The sequence below is a fragment of the Clostridioides sp. ZZV14-6150 genome (assembly GCF_020657875.1).
In the GTDB taxonomy this organism is placed as follows: Bacteria; Bacillota; Clostridia; order Peptostreptococcales; family Peptostreptococcaceae; genus Clostridioides.
The window spans coordinates 155832-172044 of the sequence record NZ_JAGWDA010000008.1 but is presented as its reverse complement, the minus strand read 5'-3'; the positions used below and the strand labels follow the sequence as shown (position 1 = coordinate 172044).

Annotated in this window: 13 protein-coding genes; all 13 read left to right on the top strand. The window is 33.4% G+C overall.

Annotated features, from left to right (window positions below):
- Positions 1–299 precede the first annotated feature (299 nt).
- The 13 genes from cooS (at position 300) to acsB (ending at position 16182) form a co-directional block, all read left to right on the top strand.
- The gene (gene cooS, locus KGF41_RS11360) at positions 300–2219 is read left to right on the top strand and encodes an anaerobic carbon-monoxide dehydrogenase catalytic subunit (RefSeq protein WP_227842777.1); all 1920 of its coding nucleotides are present in this window, start codon (positions 300–302) and stop codon (positions 2217–2219) included.
- Positions 2220–2523: 304 nt separating this feature from the next.
- Positions 2524–3303: an AAA family ATPase gene (locus KGF41_RS11355; RefSeq protein ID WP_227433452.1), complete on the top strand. Its 780-nt coding sequence runs from the start codon at positions 2524–2526 to the stop codon at positions 3301–3303.
- 240 nt (positions 3304–3543) lie between these two features.
- Positions 3544–5220: a formate--tetrahydrofolate ligase gene (locus tag KGF41_RS11350; RefSeq protein WP_227829467.1), complete on the top strand. Its 1677-nt coding sequence runs from the start codon at positions 3544–3546 to the stop codon at positions 5218–5220.
- A gap of 84 nt (positions 5221–5304) precedes the next feature.
- Positions 5305–5937: a cyclodeaminase/cyclohydrolase family protein gene (locus KGF41_RS11345; RefSeq protein ID WP_227829468.1), complete on the top strand. Its 633-nt coding sequence runs from the start codon at positions 5305–5307 to the stop codon at positions 5935–5937.
- A 91-nt stretch (positions 5938–6028) separates the two neighbouring features.
- Complete coding sequence (locus KGF41_RS11340; RefSeq protein WP_227829469.1) at positions 6029–6901, top strand: tetrahydrofolate dehydrogenase/cyclohydrolase catalytic domain-containing protein; 873 nt, start codon at positions 6029–6031, stop codon at positions 6899–6901.
- Positions 6902–6936: 35 nt separating this feature from the next.
- Positions 6937–7611 carry a methylenetetrahydrofolate reductase C-terminal domain-containing protein gene (locus KGF41_RS11335; RefSeq protein ID WP_227829470.1) on the top strand — a complete coding sequence of 225 codons (675 nt, stop codon included), beginning with the start codon at positions 6937–6939 and terminating at the stop codon, positions 7609–7611.
- A 35-nt stretch (positions 7612–7646) separates the two neighbouring features.
- Positions 7647–8528, top strand: a complete 882-nt coding sequence (locus tag KGF41_RS11330) for a methylenetetrahydrofolate reductase (protein WP_227829471.1) — start codon at positions 7647–7649, stop codon at positions 8526–8528.
- A 41-nt stretch (positions 8529–8569) separates the two neighbouring features.
- On the top strand, positions 8570–9955 hold the full coding sequence (gene lpdA / locus KGF41_RS11325; protein WP_227829472.1) for a dihydrolipoyl dehydrogenase: 1386 nt from the start codon (positions 8570–8572) through the stop codon (positions 9953–9955).
- Between the two features lie 55 nt (positions 9956–10010).
- The gene (locus KGF41_RS11320; protein WP_227829473.1) at positions 10011–10781 is read left to right on the top strand and encodes a carbon monoxide dehydrogenase accessory protein CooC; all 771 of its coding nucleotides are present in this window, start codon (positions 10011–10013) and stop codon (positions 10779–10781) included.
- A 19-nt stretch (positions 10782–10800) separates the two neighbouring features.
- Entirely contained in the window at positions 10801–11745 is a 945-nt protein-coding gene (gene acsD / locus KGF41_RS11315; protein WP_227829474.1) for an acetyl-CoA decarbonylase/synthase complex subunit delta, read from the top strand.
- 30 nt (positions 11746–11775) lie between these two features.
- Complete coding sequence (gene acsC, locus KGF41_RS11310) at positions 11776–13143, top strand: acetyl-CoA decarbonylase/synthase complex subunit gamma (RefSeq protein WP_227842780.1); 1368 nt, start codon at positions 11776–11778, stop codon at positions 13141–13143.
- 49 nt (positions 13144–13192) lie between these two features.
- Positions 13193–13999 (top strand): carbon monoxide dehydrogenase/acetyl-CoA synthase methytransferase subunit, encoded by an 807-nt coding sequence (gene acsE / locus KGF41_RS11305; RefSeq protein ID WP_227433444.1) that lies wholly within the window; start codon positions 13193–13195, stop codon positions 13997–13999.
- A gap of 56 nt (positions 14000–14055) precedes the next feature.
- Positions 14056–16182 (top strand): acetyl-CoA decarbonylase/synthase complex subunit alpha/beta, encoded by a 2127-nt coding sequence (acsB, locus tag KGF41_RS11300; RefSeq protein ID WP_227856666.1) that lies wholly within the window; start codon positions 14056–14058, stop codon positions 16180–16182.
- The last annotated feature ends 31 nt before the right edge of the window (positions 16183–16213 follow it).

Here is a 16213-nt window from a genome sequence, read left to right as displayed (position 1 = left end):
TAGAAATAATTCAAAATTGATTTTAAAAAATCAAAACATAATTTAATTAAACTAAAGTATCAAAAAAGTAGGCTTAAGTATTAAAAAATAGCCAAAAATAAGCAGTTAAATTAACTTAAATTAGGCATTAAAAATAAAATTTTTATGTATTATCTAATTTTGTTAAAAAAATATTTAAATCTAAAGCAAAGTGCTGAAAATTAGTATATAATCAACTTAGAAAGCATTTATTTTATTATTTTATGACATGAAGTCAGTCACCTGGGGGATTTTAAAAATCAAAAAAAGGGGATAGGAATATGGATGAAAAAATGTTAACAATTGATTTAAACAGCCAGAAGATGATAGCAAAAGCTAGAGAAGAAGGCGTAGAAACAATGTATGATAGAAAAGCAGGCTTTAAAGCACAATGTGGTTTTGGTCTTCAAGGGGTTTGCTGTAGAATATGTGGAATGGGACCATGTAGAATAAGTCCTAAAACTCCAAGAGGGTTATGTGGAGCAGATGAGCATACTATAGTAGGTAGAAACTTTGCAAGAATGGTTGCTGGTGGGACAGCTGCCCATTCAGACCATGCTAGAGATATAGCACATACATTAGCATTAGCTGATCCAAATGGAAACTATAAAATAAGAGACGAAGCTAAGTTAATTAATTTAGCTAAAGAATGGGATGTAGAAACAGAAGGTAGAGATATCTATGATGTAGCACATGAAGTGGCAGAAATTGCATTAATGGAATTTGGTAAACCTTTTGGGACATTAAGATTTATAAAAAATGCACCAGAACCAAGACAAAAAATATGGAAAGAATATGCTATAGAACCAAGAGCTATAGATAGAGAAATTGCAACAATAATGCACTCTACTCATATAGGATGTACTGGTGATATAGATAGTTTAATACACATGAGTCTAAGAACTTCTATGGCTGATGGTTGGGGTGGTTCTATGATAGGTACTCGTCTAAGCGATATCTTATTTGGAACTCCAGTACCAAGAAGAACAGAAGCTAACTTAGCAGTATTAGAAGAAAATAAAGTTAATATAATATTACATGGACATGAGCCAGCATTATCAGAAATGATAGTTTTAGCTTCAGAAGAACCAGACTTAGTAGCTTTAGCTAAAGAAGTTGGAGCAGATGGAATAAACTTAGCTGGTATGTGTTGTACAGGTAATGAAATTACAATGAGACATGGTGTAAGAATAGCAGGAGACTTCCATCAACAAGAACTTGCAATAGTAACTGGAGCAGTTGAAGCTGTAATAGTTGACGTTCAATGTATATTCCCTGCACTAGCTAGAGTAGCAGATTGTTACCATACTAAGTTTGTAACAACTTCTCCAAAAGCTAAAATAACAGGTTCAACTTATATTGAATTTAGAGAAGAACAAGCTCTTGATGATGCTAAATCAATAGTTAAAGAAGCTATCTTAAACTTTAAAAATAGAGATAAATCAAAAGTACTTATACCTGAATTAAAATCAGGGGCAACAGTTGGGTATAGTGTAGAAGCAGTAGTAAATCAATTAGACAGAGTTGTAAACTCTCATATAGATCCAGCAGGAACAGTTAAGCCATTAACAGACTGTTTAAAATCTGGAGTATTAAGAGGAGCAGCTGGTGTAGTTGGATGTAACAACGCTAAAGGAGTTTCAAATGAAGCTCATGTAACAATAATGAAAGAGTTAATTAAAAACGACATAATAGTAGTTACTACAGGATGTGGTGCTTCAGCAGCAGCAAAATTTGGTTTAATGGAAACTGATGCAGCAGAAAAATATGCAGGTAAAGGTCTTGCAACTGTCTGTAAATTAGTAGGAATCCCACCAGTACTACATATGGGTTCTTGCGTTGATATAAGCCGTATATTAGATTTAGTTGGAGCAGCAGCTAAATACTTAGATATGGATATGTGTGACCTTCCAGTTGTAGGTATAGCTCCAGAGTGGATGTCAGAAAAAGCAGTTGCTATAGGATGTTATGTTGTAGCTTCTGGTATAGACACTTATCTAGGAATAATGCCTCCAATAGCTGGTTCTTCAAGAGCAGTAGATATATTAACTAGCGAATTAAAAGATAAAGTTGGTGCAACATTTACTGTAAATACAAATCCAAAAGAGTTAGCAGCTACAATAATAGAAGATATAGAAAAGAAACGTGTTCACTTCGAAGCATTAGTTGAAGAAAAAATGGGCGTTGAAGCAGAAGCTTAGAAAATGGCTAGAGGCTTAGAAAAAACGATTTTATATCTAAATGAAGATTTTATGGTTGAATAAAGTCAAATATTAAAGAAAATAATATCGAAATACAATGAATATACTGAATAAATAAAATATAAACAATATAATGAAGAATACTAAAACTATACATGCTGCTTTGAAAAGCTAGTAGGGTAAATGTAATTGGTTCCTGTAAGGACTAGCTGTAGTTTATTTTTAGTGTTTAAAAAATAGATAACTACACTAAAAAATAAATAAATAAAATAAAAAGCAAATAGTAATAAAGGTGGTAGGGATTATGAAGATAGCAATAACAGGTAAAGGTGGAGTAGGTAAAACGACTTTTTCTTCAATGCTCTCTAGAATGTTTGCTGAAGACGGATACAGAGTTGTTGCTGTTGATGCCGACCCTGATGCTAATTTAGCTTTAGCACTAGGTTTTCCAAAAGAAGTATATGAATCAATAGTACCTATATCAGAAATGAAAAAGTTAGTTTCAGATAGAACAGCAGCTTCTGTAGGTTCATTTGGAAAAATGTTTAAGATGAATCCTAAAGTAGACGATATACCTGAAAATTTCTGTAAAGAATACAATGGAGTGAGATTACTTACATTAGGAACAGTAGATTCTGGTGGTACTGGATGTGTATGTCCAGAGCATGTTCTTTTAAAAAGACTCTGTTCTCATTTAATACTACAAAATAAAGATGTAGTTGTTATGGATATGGAAGCTGGAATTGAACACTTAGGAAGAGGAACAGCTCAAGGTGTAGATGCTTTTATAGTAGTTGTAGAGCCAGGTGAAAGAAGTCTACAAACCTATAGAAAAGTTAAAAAACTTGGTCATGATATAGGCGTAAATAAGGTATTTGTTGTAGGTAACAAAATCAGAAATAAAGAAGATGAAGAATTTATAATACAAAACTTAGAAGATGGCGAATCTTTAGGATTTATCTATTACAATCAAGATGTTATAGATTCTGATAGAGCTAATCAATCTCCATATGATTCTAGTGAAACAACAAAAGCACAAATTAAAGAAATAAAAGAGAAATTAATGTCACTTAAAGATAAATAGAAATTTTGATTTATAATTGGTTTGTTGGTTAAAGGTAATAAATAGGTATTAGATAGGTAATGAATGATTAATTAGATAAATGACTAGCTATTAAGTAAAGATATTTTAATGGCTTAGTAGCTAGTTTTTAAGCAATTTTACATGTATAATTATCTTATAAAATATAATTTTTACATATTAATACAATTTATACAAAAATTATATTTTAAATCTATTTAGGTTGTGGGAGGAGATTCAGTTATGGGATTTAAATCTGACATTGAAATAGCTCAAGAAGCTAAGCCTCAAGATATTAGAGAGGTTGCAAAAAAATTAGGACTAGGTGAAGAAGATGTAGAACTATATGGTAAATACAAAGCCAAAGTTGACTACAATCTACTAAAAAGAGAAACTGGGAAAAAAGCTAAGTTAATATTAACTACAGCTATAAACCCAACTCCAGCAGGTGAAGGAAAAACTACTACTACTATCGGTGTTGCTGATGCATTTGCAAAATTAGATAAAAATGTATTAGTTGCTTTAAGAGAACCATCTCTAGGACCAGTATTTGGTGTTAAAGGTGGGGCAGCTGGTGGAGGATATGCACAAGTTGTTCCTATGGAAGATATAAACTTACACTTCACTGGAGATTTTCATGCTATAGGAGCTGCTAATAACCTTTTAGCTGCTATGCTTGACAATCATATTCACCAAGGAAATGAACTTAGAATAGACCCTAAGAAAATAACTTGGAGAAGATGTGTAGACATGAACGATAGACAACTTAGAAATATCGTTGATGGTATGGGTAAAAAAGGTGATGGAGCAGTTAGACAAGATGGATTTGATATAACTGTTGCTTCTGAAATAATGGCAGCTTTCTGTTTGGCAAGTGATATAGCTGACTTAAAAGAAAGATTAGGAAACATAATAGTTGGATATAGCTACGAAGGTGCACCTGTAACAGCTAGACAATTAAAAGCTAATGGTGCTATGGCTGCATTATTAAAAGATGCTTTAAAACCAAACCTAGTTCAAACTCTTGAAGGAACACCATCATTTGTACATGGTGGACCATTTGCAAATATAGCTCATGGATGTAACTCTGTTATAGCTACAAGAATGGCTATGCACTTTGCAGATTATGTAATAACTGAGGCTGGTTTCGGTGCTGACCTTGGAGCAGAAAAATTCTTAGATATAAAATGTAGAATGGCAAACTTAAAACCAGATGCTGTTATAATAGTTGCTACTGTAAGAGCATTAAAATACAATGGCGGAGTTGCTAAAACAGATTTAAATGAAGAAAATCTAGAAGCTCTTGAAAAAGGACTTCCAAACTTATTAAAACATGTTGAAAACATAACTCAAGTATATGGATTACCAGCAGTTGTTGCAATAAACAGATTCCCACTTGATACTGAAGCTGAACTTAAACTTGTTGAAGACAAGTGTAAAGAATTAGGCGTTAATGTTGCTCTTTCTGAAGTATGGGCAAAAGGTGGAGAAGGTGGAATCGCAGTAGCTAAAGAAGTTTTAAGATTATTAGATGAAGAAGAAAATAATTTTAGATTCTGCTATGAAGATGATTTATCTATAAAAGATAAGATAAATGCTATAGCTACTAAGATTTATGGAGCAGATGGTGTAGATTATACTCCAGAAGCTGATAAAGAAATAGCTAACTTAGAAAAACTTGGATTTACTAAAGTTCCAGTATGTATGGCTAAAACTCAATATTCTTTAACTGATGACCAAACTAAATTAGGTAGACCAACAGGATTTAGAATAACTGTAAGACAAGCATCAATTTCAGCAGGGGCTGGATTTATAGTTGCACTTACTGGAGAAATAATGAAAATGCCAGGATTACCAAAAGTTCCAGCAGCAGAAAAAATAGATGTTGATGAAAACGGAGTAATAGCTGGATTATTCTAAGTGTATTAATTTATAAATAAAGAGTAGGAAATATCTCTAAGATAATTTGAGATATTTTCCTACATCCTTTTAAGGAGGATTATCATGAAAATAGCAGATAAAACTTGTGTTGATTTTGTAGAAGTACTATCTTCTAAAGAAGCAGTACCAGGTGGCGGGGGAGCTGCCGCACTAGTTGGTGCAATTGGTATGGCTTTAGGGAGTATGGTATGTAATCTTACAATAGGAAAGAAAAAGTATGCTGAGTATGAAGAAAGTGTAAAAGATATATTAAGTAAAGCAGGAAAATTAGAAAAAGATTTATTAAAAATGATAGATGATGATGCAGAATGTTTCTTACCATTATCAAAAGCTTATGGGCTTCCTAAAGAAACAGAAGAAGAAAAAAGAATAAAAGCAGAAACAATGGAAAAAGCACTAAAAGTTGCTTGTGAAGTGCCATTAAATATAGTAAGAGTTTGTTATGAAGCTATTAAGTTACATGAAGATTTAGTTGATAAAGGTTCAAGACTTGCTATAAGCGATGTTGGTGTAGGGGTTCAATGTTTAAGAGCTGCTATACTTGGTGGACAATTAAATGTAGTTATAAATATAAATTCTATACAAGATCAAGAATATGTTAGTAAAGTAAAAACAGAAGTAGATAAATTAGTTGAAGATGGCGTTAAAACTTGTGATGAAGTTTATGCTAAAGTTGAAAAAGCTCTTGGAAAATAATTTTTAAATGACGAAAGTAAATACTATGTTATTAATATGTGGTATATAGAATAAATTAATTTAAGTTTGCTTGTAGGGGAGTTGTGAATATATGGAAGTAATGTCAACTAAAGGACAGATTATAAAAGGAAAACCTGTAGCTGATAAGATTAGTGAAGACTTAATAAAAGAAGTCGAGTTACTAGTTAAAGAAGGTATAAATCCTAAGCTAACAATAGTTAGAGTTGGAGCAAGAAGCGATGATTTATCATATGAAAGAGGAGCACTAAAAAGATGTCAAAACATTGGTATAACAACTGAAGTGTTGGAATTAGCTGAAGATATAACTCAAGAAGAATATATTGATGTTTTAAAGAAAGCTAATGATGACAAGGATGTTAATGGTATATTATGTTTTAGACCACTTCCAAAACACTTAAATGAAGAAGTTATAAAATATGTCATTGCACCAGAAAAAGATGTAGATTGTTTTAGTCCAATAAACTCTGCTAAAGTCATGGAAGGTGATAAGAGTGGATTCCCACCATGTACTCCTACAGCAGTAGTAGAAATATTAAAACATTATAATGTTGATTTAAAAGGAAGTAAGGTAACAGTTCTTGGAAGATCAATGGTAGTTGGGAAGCCAGTATCAATGCTTTTATTAAGTGAACATGCAACTGTTACAATATGCCATTCAAAGACTAAAAACTTATCAGATGTAGCTGCGGAAGCAGACGTATTGATAGCAGCTATTGGTAGAGCTAAGATGGTAGATGAAAGTTTTGTGAAAGATGGAGCAGTAGTTATAGACGTTGGTATAAATGTTGATGAAGAAGGAAATTTATGTGGAGATGTTGATACAAATGCAGTTTTAAATAAAGTATCGATGATAACTCCAGTTCCAGCGGGGGTTGGTTCAGTTACAACATCTATACTTGCAAAACACGTAGTTAAAGCTTGTAAGTTGCAAAACAATAAATAGATAGATATTGTGGAAGGTTTAGGGGGGAAGTAGATATGATAATTTCTGAAAATAAACCATTGGAAGAAGTGCTAGGGTACTTAAAGAATTTTGACAAGCTAGTTTTAGTTGGTTGTAATCAATGTGCAGCGACTTGTAAGAGTGGTGGAGAAGAAGAAGTTCTAAAAATGAAGGAAACTCTTGAAGGTGAAGGCAAAAAAATCTTAGGATATGTAATGCTTGATCCTGCTTGTAACCTTTTAAAGTCTAAAAAGGACTTAAAGGCTCTAAAAGAAGAAACTAAAGAAGCTGATGCAGTTTTATCTTTAGCATGTGGAGATGGAACACAAACAATAGTTAAAAACCTAAAAAATAAACCAGTTTATCCAGCTAACAACACTTTGTTTATAGGGGAAGTACAAAGGGTTGGAGAATATGAAGAAGCTTGTAAAGCTTGTGGAGACTGTGAACTTGGTTGGACAGGTGGAATATGTCCAGTAACTATGTGTGCTAAAGGTCTTATGAATGGGGCTTGTGGTGGAGCTAAAAATGGTAAATGTGAAGTAAATCCAGAAAATGATTGTGCTTGGATAAAAATATATGAAAGATTGGAATCTATAGGGCAATTAGAGAATTTAGCAGAAATAAGACCACCAAAAGACTATTCTAAGCAAAATAATCCAAGAAGCTTAAGTGCAAAGAAAAAGAAAGAAGCAACAGCGAATTCATAAAAGTTTTTTTTAGAAGGTTAAAAGGGGGATTAGAGATGAGCTTATTAAGAGAAACACTAGAGAGTGGAAAATTTGCAGTTACTACTGAGATGGCTCCTCCAAAAGGGACTGACCTTTCACATTTAATTGAATGTGCGAAGCCGTTAGTTGGAAGAGTTCACGCAGCAAATGTAACAGACTTTCAATCAGCAGTTATGAGAGCAACTTCTCTTGCTACATGTAAATTACTAAAAGATGCTGGATTAGAGCCAGTGATTCAAATAACGGGGAGAGATAGAAATAGGATAGCTATACAAGGAGAAATGTTGTCAGCAGGTGTATTTGGAATAAACAGCTTGTTGGCATTAACAGGAGACCATACTAGCGTAGGAGACCATCCACAGGCTAAAGGAGTATTTGATTTAGACTCTGTAGGGATACTTCAAACTGCTGAAACTCTAATGGCAGGTACGGATATGGCTGGTAATAAATTAAAAGGTTCTCCAGATTTTTATCTAGGAGCATCAGTAACTCCAGAATATTCTCCAATAGAAGTTCAATTATTAAAAATGCAAAAGAAAATAAAAGCTGGAGCTAAATTTTTCCAAACTCAAGCACTTTATGACATAAATACAATGAGAAAGTTTAGAGAACTAACAAGGGATATGGATTGTAAGGTATTAGCAGGAATAGTACCTTTAAAATCTCCAGGAATGGCTAAATTTATGACTGCAAATGTACCAGGAATATTTGTGCCAGATGAACAAATCGAAAGATTAAGAGCAGCTGGAAAAGAAAACTGGGTAAGTGAGGGAATAAAAATGGCAGGAGAACTTATCAAACAATTAAAAGAAGAAGATTTATGTGATGGTGTTCATATAATGGCAATTGGGGCAGAAGAAAATATACCTGCTATACTAGATGCCGCAGGTTTATAGTATTACAAGATTGTAGATTATAAGGTTTGGGGGAATTAAGGATGAAAATAGTAGTAGTAGGTGGTGGACCAGGAGGATATGTAGCAGCTATAAAAGCTTCTATGCTTGGTGCAGAGGTAACAGTTATTGAAAAAAGAAGAGTTGGAGGAACTTGCTTAAATGCAGGATGTATACCAACTAAAGCACTTCTTGCTTCTTCAGGGGTATTAAATACTGTGAGGGAAGCAAAGGATTTTGGTATAGAGATAGATGGTACAGTTACACCAAATTTCACTGCTATAATGGAAAGAAAAAATAAAGTTGTAAATCAATTAATAAGTGGTATAGAATTCCTATTTGAAAAAAGAGGCGTAAAACTAGTTAATGGTTTTGGAAAATTGATTGATAAAAATACTATAGAAGTAACAAAAGATGATGGAACAGTAGAATCTATAAAAGCGGATAAGATAATACTAGCTAATGGTTCTGTTCCAGTTGTACCAAGAATGTTCCCATATGATGGAAAAATTGTAATAACTAGTGATGAAGTTCTTGGACTTGAAGATATACCTGAGTCTATGTTAATAGTAGGTGGTGGAGTTATAGGATGTGAAATAGGGCAATTCTTTAGAGCCTTAGGAACAGAAGTAACTATAGTTGAAATGGTTGACCAGATACTATTAAATGAAGATAAAGATGTAGCTAAACAACTACTTAGACAATTTAAGAAAGATAAGATTAAAGTTATTACAGGTATTGGAGTACAAACTTGTGAAGTAGTTGATGGTAAAGCTGTTGCAACTCTTTCTAATGGAAAGGTTATAGAAGCACAATATGCATTAGTATGTGTTGGTAGAAGACCTAACCTTGATAATTCTGGAGTAGAAGATATAGGAATTGAAATGGAAAGAGGAAAAGTAGTAGTTAATGAGCATCTTGAAACTAATGTAGAAGGTATATATGCAATAGGTGATATAATAGATACTCCTTTCTTAGCACATGTTGCTTCTAAAGAAGGTATTGTTGCAGTTGAAAATGCTTTAGGAAAAACTAAAGTAGTAGATTATAGAGCAATTCCAAGATGTGTTTATACTGAACCTGAAGTTGCTGGTGTTGGTAAAACTGAAAAACAACTTGAAGCTGAAGGTGTAGAATACAATGTAGGTCAATTTGATTTTAGAGGACTTGGAAAAGCACAGGCTATAGGACATTTCCAAGGATTTGTAAAAATAATAGCTGATAAAGAAACAGATAAAATAATAGGTGCAGCAGTAGTAGGTCCTCATGCTACAGATTTATTAACAGAGTTATCACTTGCTGTTCATCTAGGATTAACTGTAGAACAAGTAGGGGATGCAATACATCCACATCCAAGTTTATCTGAAGGACTAATGGAAGCACTTCATGATGTACATGGAGAATGTGTTCATTCTGTACCTAAATTATAATAAGTAAACAGAGTACATAAGGCTCTGTGGCTAGATTTAAGGGGGAAGTCTTAAAATGGGATACAATATAGCTGTTGCAGGAAAAGGTGGAACTGGTAAAACAAGTCTCACAGGGCTTTTGATTGATTATTTGGTTAAGGACAATAAGGGACCAGTATTGGTTGTAGATGCTGATGCTAATGCTAACATAAATGAAGTATTAGGTATTGAAGTTGAAGCAACAATAGGAGAAATAAGAGAAGAAGTAAATCAAAGAGAAAAGTTAGGCAATGCATTCCCAGGCGGTATGACAAAAGCACAATATCTACAATTTAGATTAAATTCTATAATTGAAGAAGGCGAAGGATATGACTTATTAGTAATGGGGAGATCAGAAGGGGAAGGATGTTACTGTTTTGTAAATGGGATACTTAGAGAACAAGTAAACAAAATATCTGGTCACTACAAATACTTAGTCATGGACAACGAAGCTGGTATGGAACATCTAAGCAGAAAAGTTACTAGACATGTTGATACGCTTTTATTGGTTAGTGATTGCTCAAGACGTAGTATACAAGCTGTTGCTAGAATAAGAGATTTAGCTGAGGAACTAAAATTAAATGTTGGAAGAATACTTCTAATTGTAAATAAGGTTCCAAATGGGGTTATGAATGATGGTGTCAAAGAGGAAATAGAAAAACATAACCTAGAGCTAATCGGTGTTGTACCTATGGATGAATTGATATATGAATATGATTCTACAGGTATTCCTTTAGTTGATTTACCTGAAGATTCAAAATCTAAAGTGGCTATGAAAGAAATTTTTGCTAAATTAGAATTAAAATAGGCTTAAGGGGGAAAAAAATATGGCATTTAAAATGTCTACTCAAAAATATTCTGGAAAAATATCAGAAGTTGAAGTAGGAATAGGGGAAAAAGCAATTAAATTAGGTGGGGAAAATGTATTACCTTTTTATAGTTTTGATGGAGAAGTAGGGAATACTCCAAAAATAGGTATACAAATATCAGATGTTTATCCTGAAAGCTGGACTGATTCATATAAAGAGTTATACAAAGATGTAGCTAATTGTCCAGTAGAATGGGCTAAATATGTTGAAGCTAATACACAAGCAGATTTTATTTGTTTAAAATTTGATGGTTCTGACCCAAATGGATTAGATAAATCAGTTGATGACTGTGCTGAAGTGGCTAAAGCAGTAGTTGAAGCAATAACATTGCCTTTAGTAGTAGCTGGTTCAGGAAATCATGAAAAAGATGGTAAACTGTTTGAAAAATTAGCTCAAACATTGGATGGTCATAACTGTCTATTTATGTCAGCAGTAGAAGATAACTACAAAGGAGTAGGAGCATCAGCTGGAATGGCTTATTCACACAAAGTTGGAGCAGAATCTTCTGTTGATATAAACCTAGCAAAACAATTAAACGTACTGTTAACTCAATTAGGCGTTAAAGGTGAAAATATAGTTATGAATGTTGGATGTTCAGCAGTTGGTTATGGATATGAATATGTTGCATCTACTATGGATAGAATTAGACTTGCAGCATTTGGTCAAAATGATAAGACATTACAAATGCCTATCATAACACCAGTAGCTTTCGAAGTAGGTCATGTTAAAGAAGCTATAGCTCCAGTGGAAGATGAGCCAGATTGGGGTTGTCCAGAAGAAAGAACTATAGCAATGGAAGTTTCAACTGCAGCAAGTGTTTTAGTAGGTGGTTCAAACGCAGTTATACTTCGTCATCCAAAATCAATAGAAACTATAAAAGAATTGGTTAACGCATTAGCTTAATTAAATTGTTAAGGTTAGGGGGAGAAAATAATGGCATTAAAAGCTTTAGATATATTTAAATTAACACCAAAGAAAAACTGTAAGGATTGTGGATTCCCAACTTGTATGGCTTTCTCTATGAAGGTTGCTTCAGGAGCTGTAGAAGTAGGTAAATGCCCACATATGTCTGATGACGCTATAGCGAAACTATCAGAAGCTACTGCACCTTTAATGAAAGCATTAAAAGTTGGTGCTGGAGCATCTGAATATGAACTAGGTGGGGAAACAGTATTATTTAGACATGAAAAAACATTAGTAAGTAGAAATAGATATGCAGTTTCATTCTGTACTTGTATGAGTGATGAAGCAGTAGACGCTAAAATAGCTAACATGAAAAAAGTTGACTATATAAGAATTGGTGAACAAATGAAAGTTGAAATGGTTGTTTTAGAATACTGTGGAGACAAAGATGCATATTTAAAACTAATAGACAAAATAAAAGGTAGTGGATTAGAAGTAGCTTATATTTTAGCTTGTGATGATGCACAAGCAGTAAAAGAAGCTGTTGAAGTATTAAAAGATGCTAGACCAATGGTATATGGAGCAACTAAAGATAACTACAAAGATATGATAGAAGTAGTTAAAGGAGCAAACTTACCATTAGGAGTAAAAGCCGCTAGCTTAGAAGAATTATATGAAACAGTTGAATTAGTTCAATCTGCTGGATATAAAGAATTAGTATTAGATGTAACTGGAGAAAATATAAAAGATACTTACACTAATGCTGTGCAAGTTAGAAGAATAGCTTTAAAAGAACAAGATAGAACATTTGGATATCCTTCAATAGTGTTTGCAAATAGATTATCTAACTCAAATCCTATGATGGAAATTGCTTTATCATCAATATTTACTATAAAATATGGTTCTATAATAGTAATAGATGATATTAGTTATGCTAAAGCATTACCATTATTTGCATTAAGACAAAATATATACACTGACCCACAAAGACCAATGAGAGTTGAACCAAAGATTTACCCAATTAATAACCCAGATGAAAATTCTCCAGTATTAGTTACTGTTGACTTTGCATTAACTTATTTCATAGTTGCTGGAGATATAGAAAGATCAAAAGTTCCAGTATGGTTAGTAATACCAGATGCAGGTGGATATTCAGTTCTTACATCTTGGGCTGCTGGTAAATTTGGTGGAAATTCAATATCTGCTTTCATTAAAGAAAGTAAAGTAGATGAAGTAACTAATTGTAAAGACATTATTATTCCAGGAAAAGTTGCAGTACTTAAAGGTGATATAGAAGATAACTTACCAGGATGGAATGTAGTTATAGGACCAGAAGAATCTATGGAATTACCTAAGTTCTTAAAAGGATACCAAGAAAAAGCATGCCAAACAAACTAATAAAATATTAACTAACTATTAATATTAAATTTAAAGGGGGACATTATAAATGGAAAAATTTATGATTATAGGTGAAAGAATACACTGTATCTCACCTTCAATAAGAAAGGCATTAGCAGAAAGAGATCCAGCTCCAATATTAAAAAGAGCAAAAGAACAATTAGAAGCAGGAGCACACTATATAGATTTCAATATAGGACCTGCTGAAAGAGATGGCGAAGAGATAATGACATGGGGAGTTAAGCTACTTCAATCTGAATTTAACAATGTTCCTATAGCATTAGATACAGCTAATAAAAAGGCTATCGAAGCTGGACTTAAAGTTTACGATAGAACTAATGCAAAACCAATAATAAACTCTGCTGATGCTGGTTCAAGATTTGATTTAATAGATATAGCAGCTGAATATGAATCAATGGTTATAGGTTTATGTGCAAAAGAAGGTATCCCAAGAGATAACGATGAACGTATGGCTTACTGCCAAGAAATACTAGAAAAAGGCTTAATGCTAGGAATGGAGCCAACTGATATATTATTTGACCCATTATGCTTAGTTATAAAGGGTATGCAAGAAAAACAAGTAGAAGTTTTAGAAGCTATAAAAATGATGACTGAAATGGGACTTTTAACTACAGGAGGATTATCTAATGTATCTAATGGATGTCCTAAACATGTTAGACCTGTTTTAGATAGCGCATTCTTAGCAATGGCAATGGCTAATGGATTTAGTTCAGCTATAATGAATCCATGTGACCCAGAATTAATGAAAACTGTAAAATCTTGTGACATAATCAACGGGGCATCTTTATATGCAGACTCTTTCTTAGAGTTAAATGAAGGTGGATTTGCTTTCTAGGGTTTTTAGGGTATAGTTAATAAAAAATAGGTGTAAATATTAAAGGGGGAAATAGAATGAATCTATATAATATAATCTTTACAGGGTCAGAACAAGCTTTGGGTGCAGCTCAAGCTATGCTAGCTGAAGCTATAGAAAAAAACGGAAAAGAACATAAAGTAGCTTTCCCTGATACAGCATATTCATTACCTTGTATATATGCTGCAACAGGACAAAAAATGAACACTTTAGGGGACTTAGAAGGTGCTTTAGAAGTAGTAAAATCTTTAATCAATAGAACGCATTTATTAGAACATGCTTTTAATGCTGGTTTAGCTACTGCTTTAGCGGCAGAAGTAATTGAAGCATTAAAATACTCAACTATAGATGCTCCATATAGTGAGCCATGTGCAGGTCATATAACTGACCCTATAATCAGATCACTTGGTGTACCACTAGTTACAGGAGATATACCTGGTGTTGCAGTTGTTCTTGGTGAATGTCCTGATGCTGAATCAGCAGCAAAAGTTATAAAAGATTACCAATCTAAAGGTTTATTAACTTTCTTAGTTGGTAAGGTTATAGACCAAGCTATAGAAGCTGGAGTAAAAATGGGTCTTGAGCTAAGAGTTATACCTCTAGGATATGATGTAACTTCTGTTATCCACGTTGTATCTGTTGCAGTAAGAGCAGCATTAATATTCGGTGGATTAACTCCTGGTGATTTAAACGGATTATTAGAATACACAGCTAATAGAGTTCCTGCATTTGTAAATGCATTTGGACCATTAAGTGAATTAGTTGTATCTGCAGGTGCTGGAGCAATAGCTTTAGGATTCCCAGTTATAACTGACCAAACTGTTCTTGAAGTTCCAATGAACTTATTAACTCAAAAAGATTATGATAAGATAGTAGCTACTTCATTAGAAGCTAGAGGAATAAAAATAAAAGTTACTGAAATACCTATACCAGTTTCATTTGCAGCAGCATTTGAAGGTGAAAGAATTAGAAAGAGCGACATGTTTGCTGAATTTGGTGGAAATAAAACTGAAGCTTGGGAGCTTGTTGTTAAGAAAGAAGCAACTGAAGTTGAAGACCATAAGATAGAAATAATAGGACCAAACATAGATGAAGTTGAAGCTGATGGTGTATTAAGATTACCACTTGCTGTAATAGTTAAGATAGCTGGTAAAAACATGCAAGAAGATTTCGAACCAGTTCTTGAAAGACGTTTCCACTACTTCTTAAACTATATAGAAGGTGTAATGCACGTTGGACAAAGAGATATGGCCTGGGTAAGAATCTCTAAAGATGCATTTGATAAAGGATTTAGACTTGAGCATATAGGAGAAGTTTTATATGCTAAGATGTTAGATGAATTTGAATCAGTTGTTGATAAGTGTGAAATAACTATAATTACAGATGCTGAAAAAGTTTCTGAATTAAAAGGTGAAGCAATAGCTAAGTACAATGCGAGAGATGAGAGATTAGCTTCATTGGTTGATGAAAGTGTAGAGACTTTCTATTCTTGTAACTTATGTCAATCATTTGCACCAGCTCACGTTTGTGTTGTTACTCCTGAAAGACTTGGTCTTTGTGGAGCAGTTAGCTGGTTAGATGCTAAAGCTACTAAAGAATTAGACCCTACAGGTCCTTGTCAACCAATAGAAAAAGGTGAATGTTTAGACGATAGAACAGGTGTATGGAACTCTGTAAATGAAACTGTAAACCAAATATCTCAAGGTGCAGTTGAAGCTGTTACATTATACTCTATATTAGAAGACCCTATGACTTCTTGTGGATGCTTCGAGTGTATCTGTGGTATAATGCCAGAAGCAAATGGATTTGTTGTAGTTAACAGAGAATTCCCAAGCGTTACTCCAGTTGGTATGACTTTCGGAGAACTTGCTTCTATGACAGGTGGAGGAGTTCAAACTCCAGGATTCATGGGACACGGAAGACACTTCATATCTTCTAAAAAATTCGCTTATGCAGAAGGTGGACCAGAAAGAATAGTTTGGATGCCAAAAGAATTAAAAGAGTATGTAGCTGATAAATTAAATGCTACAGTTAAAGAAATGACTGGAATAGAAAACTTCTGTGATATGATTTGTGACGAAACTATAGCTGACGATTCTGAAGGTGTATTAGCTTTCTTAGAAGAAAAAGGTCATCCAGCATTAGCTATGGAAAGTGTAATGTAATTGATGGAAAATTTAAAATAATGTGATATAA